Origin of the sequence: Lujinxingia vulgaris, from assembly GCF_007997015.1 — a bacterium.
Lineage (GTDB): Bacteria > Myxococcota_A > Bradymonadia > Bradymonadales > Bradymonadaceae > Lujinxingia > Lujinxingia vulgaris.
Map to the genome: position 1 here is coordinate 355,400 of NZ_VOSM01000001.1, position 16,651 is coordinate 372,050.

At 64.6% G+C, this 16,651-nt stretch carries 7 protein-coding genes; 4 read left to right on the plus strand and 3 right to left on the minus strand.

Annotated features, from left to right (window positions below):
* Positions 1–175 precede the first annotated feature (175 nt).
* Both FRC98_RS01470 and FRC98_RS01475 read right to left on the minus strand, forming a co-directional pair.
* Positions 176–7,942: an IPT/TIG domain-containing protein gene (locus tag FRC98_RS01470; RefSeq protein WP_146979533.1), complete on the minus strand. Its 7,767-nt coding sequence runs from the start codon at positions 7,940–7,942 to the stop codon at positions 176–178.
* Positions 7,943–8,477: 535 nt separating this feature from the next.
* A complete protein-coding gene (locus FRC98_RS01475; protein WP_146979534.1) occupies positions 8,478–10,436 on the minus strand; it encodes an ABC-F family ATP-binding cassette domain-containing protein in 1,959 nt (652 codons plus the stop codon).
* Between the two features lie 145 nt (positions 10,437–10,581).
* Here FRC98_RS01475 and FRC98_RS01480 point away from each other — a divergent pair, with 145 nt between their 5' ends.
* The 4 genes from FRC98_RS01480 to FRC98_RS01495 all read left to right on the plus strand — a co-directional run bounded on the left by FRC98_RS01480 (position 10,582) and on the right by FRC98_RS01495 (position 15,971).
* Positions 10,582–10,878 (plus strand): GNAT family N-acetyltransferase, encoded by a 297-nt coding sequence (locus FRC98_RS01480; RefSeq protein ID WP_146979535.1) that lies wholly within the window; start codon positions 10,582–10,584, stop codon positions 10,876–10,878.
* A 240-nt stretch (positions 10,879–11,118) separates the two neighbouring features.
* On the plus strand, positions 11,119–13,293 hold the full coding sequence (locus FRC98_RS01485; protein WP_230467162.1) for an alpha-ketoacid dehydrogenase subunit alpha/beta: 2,175 nt from the start codon (positions 11,119–11,121) through the stop codon (positions 13,291–13,293).
* A gap of 146 nt (positions 13,294–13,439) precedes the next feature.
* On the plus strand, positions 13,440–14,573 hold the full coding sequence (locus FRC98_RS01490) for an MBL fold metallo-hydrolase (RefSeq protein ID WP_146979536.1): 1,134 nt from the start codon (positions 13,440–13,442) through the stop codon (positions 14,571–14,573).
* Positions 14,574–14,678: 105 nt separating this feature from the next.
* On the plus strand, positions 14,679–15,971 hold the full coding sequence (locus tag FRC98_RS01495; RefSeq protein ID WP_146979537.1) for a hypothetical protein: 1,293 nt from the start codon (positions 14,679–14,681) through the stop codon (positions 15,969–15,971).
* Between the two features lie 101 nt (positions 15,972–16,072).
* On the opposite strand, the gene FRC98_RS01500 is transcribed toward FRC98_RS01495, so the two are convergent.
* Positions 16,073–16,543 (minus strand): KR domain-containing protein, encoded by a 471-nt coding sequence (locus FRC98_RS01500; protein ID WP_230467163.1) that lies wholly within the window; start codon positions 16,541–16,543, stop codon positions 16,073–16,075.
* Positions 16,544–16,651 lie beyond the last annotated feature (108 nt).

The window sequence follows — 16,651 nt, forward strand, 5'->3', positions numbered from 1 at the left end:
GTGAGTTTCCCATCGCTCCCGTGCCCTTGATTCTCGCCCGACCTCGGCAGAATTTGCTCCTCTTTTCAGCCCACTCCCCTGATCGAAAAAAGCCGACCTCCTTGCGGAGGCCGGCTTTTTTACGTTGAGCGCTGTCGATGCGCAGGTCGGCCGAAGCCAACCCGCGCGAGCAGCGTTAGCGGGTGTAGACCGTCGCGTTGATCGTGCCGCTCTCAAGCAGCGTGGCGGTGTTGAAGTCCACGATGTTCGCGTTGATCAATGCGTTGATCGGCAGCACGAAGGTTACGTCGTCTTCGCTGGCGTAATCGCCCTGGTAGACCAGCACGTCGCCGGTGGTCTCGAAGCGAGCGCCCCCGCGGACCTCCAGGCTGTCGAAGGTGTGTGCGGCGCGCAGCGTGTCGCCCTCGGCCACGAAGCTGGAGAGCAAACTTCCGCCCAGGGGCGCCACGTCGAACCAGAAGTCCGTGGCGTTGTGACCGGTGATGGTCAGGACGAGGTCATCGCGAAGATCGCCGTCGTTGGCCTGGGAGGCGATGGGACGGATGCTCTGACCGGCGAAGAAGTCCGGGGCCATCGAGAGGCTCAGGCTGGCCAGACCATCGGCGAAGACCTCGTCGACGGTGGCCGTGGTGACATCGACCATCGGGGTCACTCCGGGGAGCGTCTTGTTGTCGATGATCAGATTCCCGTAGGTGTTGTTGACGCCCTTGAGGAAGATCGTGCCTGCGCCGGCCACGTAGGTGCCACCGCCGCCCTGAGCGAGCACATGGTCGAAGATGGTGGTGCCGGCAAAGCTGCCCTGCAGGCCACCTGCGTCCATGCCGTGGAGGGCGATGCGACCGCCTCCGCCCGACCCACCGCTGGTACGGCCCAGACCACCGCGTGCGGTGATCACGCCGCTACCGGAGAGCGTAGCCGTCTCAATGAGGATGGAGCCACCGGAGCCGCCGCCCTGGTTGGAGCTTGAGCCCGGGTTTCCGTCGGCGCTGATACGACCGTGGAGCGTGAGCTCGCCGCCGGGGGCCATGGTCAGGTGGAGCTTTCCGCCGCCTCGGTTGCTGCCGTAGCCGGAGCTGCCGAAGGTCGTCGGCCAGATGTACGAGCCATAGGCGCTGTTGCTGGTTCGACCGCCGAGGCCACCGTGAGACGCACCGGCGTAGGTGCCCACCGATCCGGTGTTGGGCTGAACCTGGTTAGGAGCCAGGCCGCTGAGCTCGATTGCGGCGTTGGCCGCGATGCTGACCTGCGCCGGGGAGTAGATGCTCAGGCCTTCTTCGTTGCCGGCGGGGTGCCTGAGCATGGCGTTGTCGCGCAGCTCCAGAAGGCCCGGGAGGTCCACCCTCTCAAAGCGGGCCTGCGAGGCGCCAATGATGCGGATGTTGTTGTCGCTGCGAACTTCCTCACCGCTGATGGTGCTGTTGGCGATGCGCACCACCGAGCCAGCCCAGAGCTTCTCAATGGTGCCGGTCGCGGCGACGGTGTTCACTGTGTCGACCACCGAGATGGTCTCTCCGCCCACGACCGTGCCGAAGCCGCCCTCGTAGATCAGGCGGTTGACGCCAGCGAGCTCGGTGAAGTCGGCGTTGATCGCCCCGGAGAGACGCATGGTGGAGGTGTCACCGCTGTGGATATCACCCTGGCGCACGAGAATTTCAGCCCCCGGAGCCTCCAACTGTGCGCCACCGCGAACTTCCAGGTTATCGAAGACATAGACCGTGCTGAACACCCGGTTCTCGGCGCTGAGTGCGCTTGGGTCACCGCTGAGTTCAAGCGTGGATCGGCTATTGCCGGTCACCCGCAAGAGCTGATCATCGCTGAGCGTATCGGTGGCGTTCTGAGCCACGTTGGGATTGATGCGCACGCCGCGGTAGAGGTCGGCGGGCATGTCCAGCGCGGTGTCTTCGATGCTCGAGGTGGTGATGGTGTCGACGGTGCCCGTGGGAATCACCAGCAGAGGCGTGGGTCGAATCGCGTCGTTGTTGTCGACAATCATGTCGCCGTAGTTCTGCGCCTGGGAGCGCAGCCACACGGTGCCCGCACCACCGTTCTCGTTGCCACTGCCGCCGCCATACGCGGTGAGGGTGGTGTCGATGAGCTCAGGGGCGAAGTTGCCGGTGAGATTGGCGGGGGTGAAGCCTTCGACGGCGATGCGTCCGCCGCTGCCGCCACCGCCCGAGGAGCCACCCTGGCCACCATTGGCCTCGATGGCACCGGCGCCGCGCAGGCTGTTGGTGTTGATGTAGATGCTGCCGCCGGCGCCGCCGCCGTAGGTATTGCTGGAGTAGCGGGCGCCGTTGCTCGCGATGGTCCCGTCGAGGTCGATCACCCCGCCGGGGGCCATCTCAATCCACACGGCACCGCCGCCGCGACGGCTGCCGTAGCCGCCACCACCGAGATGCCTCGGCGCGCTGTAGTCGCCATAGACCTGGCTTGAGCCGTTAGACCGACCACCCAGGCCGGCGTGCGTGCCGCCGTCGTAGGTCCCCACGCTGTCGTTCAGGAAGCCCGGGCGACCGGTGTAGCCGCGCTCGCTCACATCAATGCTGGAGCTCGCGTCCACAAAGATGCCCGAGGCGCCCATGATGGCGAGACCGTCTTCGCTTTCCGTGGTGTGCGTGAGCACGCTGGAGGAGAGCACATCGACGTAGTCTACGGTGATGAGGCTGGCGCTCAGGGTGCTTCCCTCGGCGCTCAGATCACCCGGGCCATCGATGTTCGTGATGGTCACGGTGCTGTTGGCCACGCGCGCGATGTCGTTGAAACGAAGCGACTCCATGGTGCCCTGGGCTGCTTCCACATCGACCCAGTCGATACGCGCCACGCCATCGGGCGTTGACCAGTGGCCAAACTGGCCGGTCAGGCCCATACGCGTGACGCCCGGCAGGTCGAGGAAGTTGGCGCTGACCGCACCGGAGGTCTCAAAGGTCGAGGTGTCGCCGCTGAAGCGGTCACCTTCGAGCACCAGGATGTCGCCGGGGCTTGTGAGCTGCGCGCCGCCGATGACCTGGAGGTTATCGAAGATGTGCATGCCCCGGTAGCTGTCGCTGACCGTCGCCGCCGTCGTCGGATCGCCGTCGAGGATGAAGCTCGTGGCGTCGTGGCTCACAATCGCCAGGGCCGTATCGTCGCTGAGCGTTTCGGTGGCGTTCTCGGCGACGTTGGGCTTGATGTAGCTGCCCACGTACCAGTCGGCCGGAACATTCAGGCTGAAGTCGCTGATCGACTGTCCGTCGAGGGCGTTGATGACGCTGTCGCCTAGGGCAAGCAGCGGCGTGGTGGCGATGTTGCCACAGTTGTTGACGATAAGGTCACCGTTCTCCTGGTCGGTGTTGCGCACAAAGATCGTGCCCGCGCCGCCGACCTCGTTGCCGGTGCCGCCACAGGACTGCACCGCGTCGACAACCGACTCGCCAGCAAAGCTATCGTGGAGGCCACCGACCGCGAGGTTCACAAGCGCGATGCGGCCGCCACCGCCACCGCCGCCAGAGCTTCCGCCCTGACCGCCGTTGGCGCTGATGACACCGTCACCGCGCAGCTGAGGGGTGGAGAGGTAGATCGAGCCGCCGGCGCCGCCACCGTAGGTGTTGCTGCTGTAGGGCTGGCCATCGGCACGAAGCGCGCCGTCAATGCGGGTGTAACCGGAGGGACCCACGGTGATGCGCGCCACGCCGCCACCGCGCCGGCTGCCGTAGCCACCGGAGCCGGGTGTCGAAGGCGACTGGATGTTGCCGTTGACCTCATTCGAGCTGCGACCGCCCAGACCACCGTGGGAGCCGCCCCCGTAGGTGCCGCGCTCGCCAGAGCCCTCCACCGCACCCAGGATGCCCTTGGCGGAGACGTCCAGGGCACTCGCCGCGTCGATGCTGAAGATGGTGTCGACGCTGATGTCGAGGAAGCTGTCCTCGTCGTGCGTCAGAACCGCGCCGTCTTTGAGCTGGAGGCACTCGAAGTGGTGGGTGCCGTTGATGGTCACGGTGATGGGAGCGTCGATGACCAGGCAGGCGTCCTCAAAGGTCTCGTCGCCGGCGTCGATGGTCGTGTCGGTCACGATGGTCGAGGAGACGACATAGGAGAAGCCGTTGGCAATCGTCACCGACTCGCCATCGGTGTCGGTCACGGTCACGTCCGCCGAGCCCACACTTCCGGCCGGGCTACGGCCTTCGATGCGGGTCGGTGAGAGGATCGCAATGCCGGTGGCCGGCGTGCCGCCAATGCTCACGGTGGTGCCGGGGACAAAGCCCGAGCCTTCGAGCACGAAGGCCGTGCCACCGCTCTCGCTACCGTAGTTGGGCTGAAGGCCGGTGGCCGTCAGCGTGCGGGTGAGCGGGTCGGTGCCCTGGTCGAGCTCGTCGCCGTCGTTGATGCCGTCGCCGTCGGTGTCCGGATCCAGAGGATCGGTCTCACCGGCGTCGACAACACCGTTGCCGTTGATGTCTTCTTCGCCATCGCGCAGGCCGTCGCCATCGGCGTCCGGGTTAAGCGGGCGCAGATCTTCACGGTCATTGACGCCGTCGCCGTCGGTATCCGGGTTGAGCGGGTTGGTGATGACGCCGTCGCTGCCGGCGGTCGTCTCTTCAACGTCGCTGAGGCCGTCGCCGTCATCGTCAGAGTCGAGCTCGTCTGGCGTGCCGTCGCCGTCGGTGTCGCGGCTGTACTCCGGGGCAGCGGGCAGGGCGTCTTCGCCGTCGGGGATACCGTCGCCGTCGGTGTCCGCGTTGAGCGGGTCGGTCTCACCGGAATCAAAGACGCCGTTCAAGTTGCGGTCTTCGTAGCCGTCGCTCAAGCCGTCGCCGTCGGTGTCCGCATTGGTCGGATCGGTCTCGCCAGCGTCGACGATGCCGTTGGCGTTCTTGTCTTCCTGCCCGTCGAGCAGGCCGTCTTCGTCGGTGTCCGGGTTATTCGGATCGGGGTCGACCGCGTTGGGAAGCCCGTCGCCATCGAGGTCGCCGGTGGGGTTGGTGTCGGCGATAAGAGGCTCGGGATCGACGCCGTCGAGGATACCGTCACCGTCGGTGTCGTTATCCAGAGGATCGGTCTCGCCAGCGTCGACGCGTCCGTTGGAGTTGCGGTCTTCCTGACCGTCGACCAGGCCGTCGCTGTCCGTGTCGGCAATGATCGGAGAGGTCTCATTCGGGTCAACGATGCCGTCGCCATTGCGATCTTCCTGGCCGTCGAGCAGCCCGTCGTTGTCGGCGTCAGCGTTGTTCGGGAAGGCGTCAAAGATATCAGGCACCCCGTCGCCGTCGCTGTCCGCATCGCTTACCGGAAGATCCGGGTTCAGCGGGTGACTGTCCACACCGTCGAGGATGCCGTCGCCGTCGGTGTCCGGGTTAAGCGCATCGGTCTCGGTGCCGTCGGCGATGCCGTTGGCGTTGCGGTCCTCCGTGCCGTCATCGATGCCGTCGTCGTCGGTGTCCGCATCGTTGGGGTCGGTTTCACCCTGATCGACGATGCCGTTACCGTTGCGATCTTCCTGGCCATCGAGCAGCCCGTCGCCATCGGCGTCAGCGTTGTCGGGATCGCCGTCCACGCTGTCAGGGACACCATCAAAGTCGCTGTCGAGCTCGCCCGGAAGCGGCAGCGTCGGGTCCAGAGGGTGGTTGTCGACACCGTCGTAATACCCGTCACCGTCGGTGTCGGGGGTGAGCGGGTCGGTCTCATCGGCGTCGACTTCGCCGCTGCCGTTGAGGTCTTCCAGTCCGTCGTTAAGCCCGTCGTTGTCGGTGTCCGCATCCATCGGATCGGTCTCACCGGCATCGATGACGCCGTTGGCGTTACGATCTTCCTGGCCGTCGAGCAGCCCGTCGCCGTCGGCGTCGGGGTTGTTCGGATCGGGATCGACCGCGTCGGGCAGCCCATCCCCATCGCTATCACCGATGGTCGGGCCCGGGACGAAGGGATCGAGCGGGTCGGGATCAACGCCATCGAGCACGCCGTCGTCGTCGGTGTCCGCGTTGTCGGCGCGGGTACCGATGGCGACTTCGTCGATGTTGCGCAGACCGTCACCGTCCGGATCGTCAAAAGCGTCGCGGACCAGCGGGTCGGTTCCCGCCGCGCGCTCCTGACTGTCGGTCATCGTGTCGCCGTCGGTGTCGGCCAGCAGCGGATCGGTGCCGATGGCAACCTCAACACCGTCGTTAAGCCCGTCGCCGTCGCTGTCCGGATCGAGCGGATCGGTGCCGTAGGCCGACTCCAGCCCGTCGTTCAGGTCGTCGCCATCGGTATCCGGATTGAGCGGGTCGGTCTCACCCGCATCGACGATGCCGTTGGCGTTAGCGTCCTCGTCGCCGTCGCGCAGCCCGTCGTTATCGGTGTCCGGATCGTTGGGATCGGTATCCGAGACCTTGACCTCAAGACCATCGGAGAGACGGTCGTTGTCGGTATCACCGCTGAAGGGGTCGGTCTCGCCAGGATCGACGATGCCGTTACCGTTTTTGTCTTCCTGGCCGTCGAGCAGCCCGTCGTTATCGCTGTCCGGGTTGTCCGGATCGTTGTCGATGGCGTTGGGCACGCCGTCGCCGTCGCGGTCAGCCGCGCTATCGGCTTCGCTTCCGGGCACGGTCGGCTCATCGTCAACGCTGTCGAGAATCCCGTCGCCGTCGCTGTCCGAGTTGTTCGGGTCGGTCACCGCGCCATCTTCACCCGGGATGCTCTCCTCGAAGTCGTCAAGGCCGTCGCCGTCGCTATCCGGGTTGGTCGGGTCGGTCTCACCCTCGTCGACGACGCCGTTGCCGTTTGTGTCTTCCTGACCGTCGAGCAGCCCGTCGCCGTCGGTGTCGGGGTTGTCCGGATCGGGATCCACATCGTCCGCGACACCGTCGCCGTCGCGATCCGCCGGGCCGCCTTCACCGGGCACGTTGGGATCGGTGGGATCGGGGTCGACGCTGTCCAGGATGCCGTCGTTGTCGGTGTCGTTGCTCAGCGGATCGGTGACAAAACCGTCGTTGCCGGGGACAACCTCTTCCCCATCACTCAAGCCATCGCCGTCGCTATCCGGGTTGGTCGGATAGGTCTCACCGGGGTCAACTTCGCCATTGAGGTTCTCGTCTTCCTCCCCATCAAAGAGCCCGTCGCCGTCGGTGTCAGCGTTGTTGGGATCGGGATCGAGGTCGTCGGAGATGCCGTCGCCATCGGCATCATTGTCGGCGGCCGGCTCAAGCGGGAAAGGATCTTCGCCATCGGGGATGCCGTCGCCGTCGGTGTCGGCATTGGTCGGGTCGGTCCCCAGCTGGACTTCGTCGTAGTCGCTGATCCCGTCGCCGTCGGTATCGACCTCGTTGGGGTTGGTACCCAGATCGAGCTCCTCGGCGTCGGTGAGTCCGTCACCGTCGGTGTCCACGTTCGGGTCGCTGAAGGGAATCAGGGGGTTGGGATCTTCGCCGTCGAGCAGCCCGTCGTCGTCGGTGTCCTCATCCAGAGGATCGGTCCCCAGCATGATCTCGTCGCCGTCGGAGAGCCCGTCGTCGTCGCTGTCGTCATCGAGCGGGTCGGTGCCTTCGGCCTTCTCCTGATCGTCGTTGAGCCCGTCGCCGTCGGTGTCTTTCTTAAGCGGGTCGGTCCCGTCATCGACCTCGTCACCGTCGTTGAGCCCGTCCCCATCGGTATCCGGGTTCAGCGGGTCGGTGCCCGCCGCCATCTCCTCGCCATCATTAAGCCCGTCGTGATCGCTGTCGACGTTGAGCGGATTGGTGCCCTGGCTGACTTCACCACCATCGGTGACCCCGTCGCCATCAGTGTCCGGGTTGTTGGGGTCAGTCCCGAGCGCTGCTTCTTCGGCATCGGTGAGGCCGTCGCCGTCGGCGTCATCGGGGAGCACCTCTCCAACATCGGCGTCGGGCTCGCCGGCGTCGACATCCGGGTTGACGTTGGATGCCACCCCTTCATCACCGCAGGCCACGGCGACGGAGAGAAGCACAGAAAGCAAGACGAGACGAAATCTCATGACAAACCTGGATCGAGGGTGTGACAAGGACTCAAAATCTCCCCCGCAGTTGGGGCGGACAGAGGCCCGGCACCACACACATGGTGTTCTTTTGCTGAGTTCGGAAGGTAGAGCAGGGGGGACTCGGGGAGGGGGTAGAGCTAAATACTTTCAAAGCCTTACAATACTAAACGATTTTTTACAACCGAGCCCCTGAAACGGGAGCTGGCCCCCATTTTATGCGGTAGATGCGCTCGCATTGCCGGAACTACGAATGGAGAGTGGCGACGGCGAGTACGCTTGTTTGGAGAAAATGAGCATGAGGAGGGAGGAGACTGTGAGGTGCCTCCGTCCTTCGCCACGAACATGGTTTCGCGATGATGAAGGACAGTCAGACGATCACGGCCCCCGGGAAGTTGTCAGGTCCAGGCAAGGAGAGACGCTGGCGGTCGGGACCCGGGGGCCCGACCTCGCTCATCTTCGCGGGATGCGATGGGTTTCAGGCGCCGCACACGCCTGCATTCTCCCAAATTATCTGAGGCGGTGGGGCAGGGCGTCAGCGCTTCTCTTCCAGCGCGCTCCACTCTGCCCACAATCGCTTGATGGACTCACTTAAGGCTTGCAACTCTCGGTTAAGCGGCCCCACCTCCGCGCTCCGGCTGGCATAAAGCGCCGGATCACTCAGCTGCGCTTCGATACCCCCCTTCTTCTCCTCGAGCTTCTCCAGCTCGCCTTCAAGCTCCTCAAGGCGTTGACGCTCTTTAAAGCTCAACCCCACGCGCTCCGGCTTTGACGTGCGCGTCTTCTGAGCCTCTTCCTTACGCCGCACCTTAGCGTTCGCGGTCGCGTTGGCCGCCCCGCCCACCGCCGAGGTTTTCGCCGGGGAGCGCGCCGGCCGCCGCGCGCGGTACGCGTCGTAATCGCCCTCATAACGTTGCAGAGTGTGATCTTCGACGGCCGCGATCGCCGTACACGTCGCGTTGAGGAAGTAGCGGTCGTGGCTCACCATCACCACGCACCCTTCAAAGCCGGAGAGCGCCTCTTCCAGCGCATGCAGCGCCATCATATCGAGGTCGTTGGTGGGCTCATCGAGGATGAGCACGTTGGCGTTCTGCGCGATGACCTTCGCCAGCGCCAGGCGTCGACGCTGCCCCCCGGAGAGGGTGCGCACCTTTGCGCGCTGCAGGTGTTTGTCGAAGAGAAAGCGCGCCAGGTAGTCGCGTTTATGCAGGCGCTGGTTGCCCAGCCACACATAGTCGCTCACCCCCATCGCCTCCAACACGGTGGCCTCGGGAGGCCCGCCGCTGGCGTCCTGCCGAAGATAAGCGATCTCGGTCTGCTCCCCGTGCTCCACTCGCCCCGCGTCGGGACGCAGGTTTCCTACGAGCATCTCCAGGAGCGTGGACTTGCCGCAGCCGTTGGGCCCCACGATCCCCACCCTGTCTCCGGGGCGAAGGCTCAGATGCGCCGATTCAAAGAGCGCCACCGCCTCGCTGCCCTCGCGCCGCGCGCTATCAAAGGACTTCCAGATGCCCGCCGCCACCAGAATTTGATCGCTAAAGGGGCCCGGCGGCGGGATCTCAATCTCGATCTGGCGCCGCTGGTACACAGGCTCCTGCCGCCCCGCCTCCTCGATCTCCTCCACCCGCCACCGCGCTCGCCGCGCCGTCGATTTCGCGCTTCCGTCGAGCCACTCGCGCTCGCGCTCCAGCTCTTTCTGACGTTTTTCTTCGGTGCGCTCCCGCACCTCCATGCGATGCAGCCGCCGCTCCATATAGGTTTTGAAGCTGCCCGGGTAATCGTAGAAGCCGTCGTGGTCGATCTCGAGGATGCGTCCGGCGACCTGTTCCAGAAAGTAGCGGTCGTGCGTGATCAGCATCAGCGCGCCCTGGCGAGCCTGAAGCCATCCCTCAAGCCACTCCACGGCCTCGGCGTCGAGGTGGTTAGTCGGCTCGTCGAGCAACAAAAGCTCCGCATCGTCGAGCAGCGCGCGCGCAAGCCCCACGCGCCGGCGCTGGCCGCCGGAGAGCAGACGCATCGGAACATCGATCAGCGCCGAGAGGCCCAGGCGATCGAGCATCTCTTCGACGCGATGCTCCCAGTCCCAGCCTCCGATAAGCTCAATATGGTGTTGAAGCTCGGCCTGGCGCTCCAGCAGCTCCGCCATCTGCGCGCTGTCCATCGGCTCGGCGAGTTGTGTGCTCACCGCGTTGAAGTCTTCAATCGCCTGGCGCGTCGGCGCCATCGCCCGCGCCACGACCTGCCGGCAGGTGGTCTGCGGCCCGAACGCGACCTCCTGCGCGAGGTAGCCCACACGCGTGCCGCCCCGCAGCGTGATGTCGCCCTGGTCGGAGTTGAGCTCCCCGGCGATCAGCTTCAGCAGCGTAGATTTGCCGCAACCGTTGGGGCCAACCACCGCCACCCGCTCTCCGGCGTCGAGCCCGAAGCTCACATCCCGGTAGAGCGCCCTGGCACCGAAGCTCATGCTTAAATTTCGAACGTTTAAGAGGTTCATGCGCTCCGTTTATCACAGGTAAGCGGTTGAGGTCAGGCTCGGCCTCGGTTCACCCTGAGGCCCTGAAATAGCGGGTGAGTGTGAGTTCTTCTTCCATTGAGCCCCGAAGACCCACTGGCGATCCGTCACGAGCAAGGAGACAACGATGAACCTGATCTTTAGCGCCACCCGGAGCCCAGCCACCCTCACCGATGCAGAGCACGGGATCGTCGTCTCGCGCATCGACTTTCGCACCGAGGGCGACACCTTTTTTCTCGACTACCTCTGGACCAACCCGGAGTTTCGGGGGCAAGGACACGCCCGCACCATGATCGATCACTTCGCCGACGTTGTGGCCGAGAGGGGAGGGCGCATCACCCCCATCTGCGGAGTGGCCCGGGCGATGCTGCAGAGCGACGCGCGCTACGCCGATCTCCTTCAGCCGAGCCTGCGCCCCCGCTAATTCACAGCCCTCCTCAAAAGCACCTCAACTTCCTTCGGGCTGACGCATCGCGTCAGGCGATCCTCCCGCCAATTCGCCCCGAACCTCCCTTGTCGCCCCGCTTAAGCGTGTGTTAGTTCTGCGCCAAATCGAGCCGACCGCTCGCGCGCCACGCGCTCGCGCGCGGATGCCCAACCCGGGCATGCGCCGACCCCGTTTAACCTGTCGACACACGCGTCGTACGCCCGCACTGGAGGTGAAGTGGTGGAACCTACACAGCAAGGTAACCTGAGCCCGTCCACACAGCCCACAACCAACGGTTCGGGCGCCACGCATCAAGGCAATCAACCCTACTACGGGTTGAGCAAAGATGAGCTCGTCGAGATGTTCCGGCTCATCTACACCTCGCGAAAGCTCGACGACGCCGAGATCAACCTCAAGCGTCAGCAGAAGATCTACTTTCAGATCTCGGGCGCCGGCCACGAAGCCGTGCTCGTCGCCGCTGGCAAGGTGCTCAAGCCCACCTATGACTGGTTCTACCCCTATTACCGCGACCGCGCCCTCTGCGTGACCCTGGGCATGACGCCTCTGGAGGTCCTGGCCGAGGCGGTGGGCTCCTCCGAAGACCCCAACTCCGGCGGTCGGCAGATGCCGGCGCACTGGGGCCACAAAGATCTCAACATCGTCAGCCAGTCTTCCTGCACCGGCACGCAGATGCTGCAGGCTGCCGGCGCCGCACAGGTTGCCCGCATCATGGCGGCGGTCGAAGGCCTCCAGGATCGCAAGGACCAGTACACCGGCGACGAGATCATCTACGTCTCCATCGGCGATGGCGCGACGAGCGAGGGCGAGTTCTGGGAGGCGGTCAATACGGCCAGCGCGATGAAGTTGCCGGTGATGTTTATGGTCGAGGACAACGGCTACGCCATCAGCGTGCCCGTCAGCGTTCAGACCGCCGGTGGCTCGATCTCCAAGGCCTGCTCCGGCTTTGAGAACCTTTTCATCACCGAGTTCGACGGCTGCGACCCGGTGGAGAGCTACGGCAAGTTGCAGGAGGCCGCCGACTACATCCGAAGCGGCAAGGGCCCGGCGCTGGTGCACGCGCACGTGGTGCGTCCCTACAGCCACTCGATGTCTGACGACGAGAAGCTCTACAAGCCCGACCACGAGCGCGAAGCCGAGGCCCAGCGCGACCCGGTTAACGCCTACCCGGCCTGGCTCATCAAAGAAGGCATCGCCACCGAGGATGAGATCGCCGCTGTGCGCGCCGAGGTCGAGGCCACCGTCCGTCAGGCCGTCGATGACGCGCTGGAGCTGCCCACGCCCCACCCGGACACCGCCCTCGACTACATCTACTCCCCCGACGTCGACCCGACCTCCAGCGCGTTTGAGACCTCCCCGGTCTACGAAGACGACGCCCAGGAGACCACGATGGTCGACCTCATCAACGATGCCCTGCGCACCGAGATGCGCCGCGACCCCTCCATCGTGGTCTTCGGCGAAGACGTCGCTGACGTCACCAACGAGGAGCTGCTCGGCAAGGTCAAAGGCAAAGGCGGCGTCTTCAAGGTCACCCACCGCCTCCAGGAAGAGTTTGGCGGGGTGCGTGTCTTCAACAGCCCCCTGGCCGAAGCCAATATTATCGGTCGCGCCATCGGCATGGCCACCCGCGGCCTCAAACCCGTCGTCGAGATCCAGTTCTACGACTACATCTGGCCGGCTTACATGCAGCTCAAGAACGAGCTCTCCAACATCCGCTGGCGTTCCAACAACAACTTCAAGGCTCCGGTCGTGGTGCGCGTGCCGATCGGCGGCTACCTCAAGGGCGGCGCGCCTTACCACAGCCAATCCGGCGTCACGCTCTTCACCCATGTGCCGGGCCTGCGCGTTGTGATGCCCTCCAACGCCGAAGATGCCAACGGGCTCTTGCGCACCGCCATCCGTAGTGACGACCCGGTGATGTTCCTTGAGCACAAGCACCTCTACCGGCAGACCTACAACAAGGGACGCAACCCCGGCCCCGACTACATGATCCCCTTCGGCAAGGCCAACATCGTTCAGGAGGGCACCGACCTGACGATCGTGACCTACGGCGCCCTTGTGGAGCGCAGCCGCCGCGCCGCGAAGATGCACCCCGAGCTCAGCGTCGAGATCCTCGACCTTCGAACTCTGAGCCCCTACGACTGGGACGCCATCAGCGCCTCGATCAAGAAGACCAACAAGGTCATCGTCGCCTACGAAGACAACATGAGCTGGGGCTACGGCACCGAGATCGCCACCCGCATCGCCGACGAGCTCTTCGAGTACCTCGACGGACCGGTCAAGCGCGTGGCTGCCCTGGACAGCTTCGTGGCCTACCACCCCGACCTCGAAGATCGCATCCTCCCCCAGATCGAAGATCTGGCCGAGGCCATCGAGTGGCTGGCGAAGTACTGAGCGTCGCAGGGCAGAGTGCTGCCTTGCTGCGTTGATCACGAGAGCCGGGAGCATCCGCTCCCGGCTTTTTTGTACCCGCGGCGTTCTCAAAAACATCTTTCAACGCACGAACAGACTGACCCACTGGATTCAGGCGGACCTTTCCGATGCACACATCTCCTTTCCTGCGCGCAACACTTCTGGGGGGCGCTGCGATCCTCGCTGTCTCGCTCCTCGCGCTCCTTCACTCCACCGCCTGGCTCGCCAGCCTGGGAGGCTCGCTTCAGGGAGAGCGCCTTGAGCGAGCGAAGGCCTCTCCCAACTGGAGCGACGACGAGAATATCTTCCTCAACCCGGTAGAGACCTCGGTGATGGAGCCCGGTGGCACCTGGGAGACGACCCGCGGCTGGTTCTCCAAGCCCGATGACGCCTTCCCCTCGCGTGAACTTCCGACCCTCACCCCCGATCTCAGCGCGCCACCGGTTAGCGGACTGCGCATGACCTGGCTCGGCCACTCCTCAACCTTGCTTGAGATCGACGGGGTGCATCTTCTCCTCGATCCCATTTTTTCGGAGCGCGCTTCTCCCTCCACCCTCGTCGGCCCCAGGCGTTTTCATCCCCTGGTGCTCAACCCCGAGGACCTCCCCCGGCTCGACGCGGTGATCATCTCCCACGATCACTACGACCACCTCGATATGCAGGCCGTTCGTGACCTGATGCGCCTGAGCGCGGCGGTCTTCATCGTTCCCCTGGGCGTGGGTGCCCACCTGGAGCGCTGGGATGTGCCCCGGGAGCGTATCGTTGAGATGGACTGGTGGGATGAACATACCATCAAGGGCCTGACCATCGCCGCGACACCCTCACGCCACTTCACCGGCCGCGGGCTCTTCGACAGATTTGAGACCCTCTGGGCCTCCTGGACCTTCGTCGGCCCTGAGCACCGTGTCTTCTTCAGCGGCGACACGGGATTCTTCGAGGGCTTCCGCGACATCGCCGAGCGCTACGGTCCCTTCGACATCGCCATGTACGAGATCGGCGCTTACCACCCGGCCTGGGGCCAGATTCATCTCGGCCCCGAAGGCGCCCTTGATGCCTTCGAGCTCATGGACGCCGCGCTGGTCATGCCCATCCACTGGGGCAGCTTCGACCTTGGCCTGCACGGGTGGACCGAGCCCATCGAAACCTTCGTCAGACTGGCCGAGGAGCGCGGCCACCCCTGGGTGACCCCGGCCCCCGGCGCTTCGGTGGAGCCGGGACTTATTGAGCCTCGTTCGCCATGGTGGCGCGTCAACGATCCTTAACCGCCATCGTCTTGAACTACCGGATCGCCGCGCTAGGGTAGGGGCTCTCTCTTCGATCGCCGGCCCGCGCCCATTCCGGGGCGCATCACCGCCTTGGAGCCCCCTATGCGTCAGCCTCACCCTCTTTCTGTGCTCGTGTTCGCGACTCTCATTGCCTGCGCGACGTCCTGCAACGAGCCATCGTCCGACGTTGACCAGCCCTCCGATGCAGGGACAACCGGCGACACCGCCTTATCTGACACGTCCTCCTCCGACGCCGACCCCATCGATCCGGACACCGAAGGGCCCACCGACGCCGAGGCCCCTGACGTCCACGACACCTCGCCAGACACCCCCGACACCGAATGCCCCGCCACAGAGGTTGATGGCATCAGCGCACTGCTCGGAGCCGCCGAAGAGGGGCATCCCCTGGTGATCTGCGGACGAGGTTTCGGTGATCTGGGACCCACGACCTACTTTTTGGATGATTTTGAGTCGGGCCGGGTTGGAGCACCGCTTGGTGCGGGCGCAACCCGAGGGGCGTGGCTCGATCCCCGCGGCACCTACGTCGACGACGCCGCGCTCTCCGGCACCAACGCGCTTCTGGTCGCCGACAGGATAGAAACCGAGGGACGAGGCGTTGGTGCGGTGCTTGGCTTCCCCGACGAGCAGGGGGATTTCGGCCTGAAGCACTTCGATGAATTCTTCGTTCACTGGTCGATGCGTGACCTGGGCGACTTCCCCGGCAACGACTCCAGCCCCACCGCCTTCTCATCCGACTCCAGCGCCAAAGACGTCTGGGTAATGTACGGCGACCGCGGCGACAATTACGACTATTCCTGCAGCCAGGGCTCCTGCAACGGCAACGACATCGTGCTCGCCACCCACACCGGGAGAGGAAGCTTCAAAATCGACGGTAACACCACCAACACGAGCTGGTGGCTTGGCGATTACTGGGCTTTCCAGCAGTGGAACACCCTCTCGACCTACCTCAAAATCAACGCGGACGATCCTTACGGTGCCGTGACCGGCGTCTTCGAACATCTCACACAGGGGCAGGGCGTTTACCGCGACACCTACAACGAGGGCGTCCTGCGCGAAGACCTCACTGAGATTCCTCCCCTCTGGGATCGTCTGAAGTTCGGCGCGTGGTACCGCAGCGCCGGTGATGTGCGTCGAGTGATGGATGACATCTACGTGGCGGTAGGTCCCGGCGCTGCAGCGCGCGTCGAAGTGGCCAACGCCGCCAACTTCGACGAAGCCACTCGCGTCGTCATTTCCCCCACCACATCCTGGAGCCGGGGGCGCATCGAAGTCGATCTGCGACTCGCCGACCTCTCTAGCAGCGACAGTGATCTCTACCTCTTTGTGGTCGATGCCGAACATCGCCGTAGCGCGGGCGTGTTGCTCCCGCGTTAGTGAGCGTGTGGTTAATTCGGTGACGCGTCACCACGACAATTCAGGACGATGTATGGCTCCTCAAAAAGTCTTCATCAGTGCTGACGCGTACACGACGTCGATCACCAGACTTCTCCCGGCTCACGCGCTGATGCGTGAGCTCGCCATCGCAACACTTCTGAAGCGCTCCCCCGAAAGCGGAACCCTAAGGGGAGCGGCTGCGGCCCCGGAGACGAGCTCATTGAGTTGGCGGCGGCCTTTCCCTCCTGAAACATCATCGCCGTTGAGCCTGCCGAACCCATGGCACGCGCCGCCAGGGCAGCATGCGCGTCGGGAACATCCACACACATCACCACCACATCCACGTCTGCGATCGCTGCTTCAAATTCAGCCCGATCGCCCACGTCGACCTGACGCGCTCCGACCTCGACGCCTCCAGCTTCCAGGTAGAGTTCGGACGCGAAGCGTTGAGCCTCCTCCTCCCGTCGCCCCCCGACGATGACGCGCACGCCGGGCAACGCCGCTACCATCGCGCTCACGCGTCGACCCACCTCACCGTAACCACCCACGACCATCACCACCGCACGATCCATCGCTCTACTCCTCGAAAAGGTCAGCGTGACCTCCGAGCCCTTTTCGGAGGTCATCCTCCATAGCGACGGATGTGAAGTCCCCCGGATTACACTCAAAAATTCACCGCA

What these genes read in the sequence shown, in the direction of transcription:
- FRC98_RS01475 (WP_146979534.1), bottom strand. Translation starts at nt 10,436, where the DNA reads ATGAACCTCTTAAACGTTCGAAATTTAAGCATGAGCTTCGGTGCCAGG.
- FRC98_RS01500 (WP_230467163.1), bottom strand. Translation starts at nt 16,543, where the DNA reads ATGGATCGTGCGGTGGTGATGGTCGTGGGTGGTTACGGTGAGGTGGGT.
- FRC98_RS01490 (WP_146979536.1), top strand. Translation starts at nt 13,440, where the DNA reads ATGCACACATCTCCTTTCCTGCGCGCAACACTTCTGGGGGGCGCTGCG.
- FRC98_RS01470 (WP_146979533.1), bottom strand. Translation starts at nt 7,942, where the DNA reads ATGAGATTTCGTCTCGTCTTGCTTTCTGTGCTTCTCTCCGTCGCCGTG.
- FRC98_RS01495 (WP_146979537.1), top strand. Translation starts at nt 14,679, where the DNA reads ATGCGTCAGCCTCACCCTCTTTCTGTGCTCGTGTTCGCGACTCTCATT.
- FRC98_RS01480 (WP_146979535.1), top strand. Translation starts at nt 10,582, where the DNA reads ATGAACCTGATCTTTAGCGCCACCCGGAGCCCAGCCACCCTCACCGAT.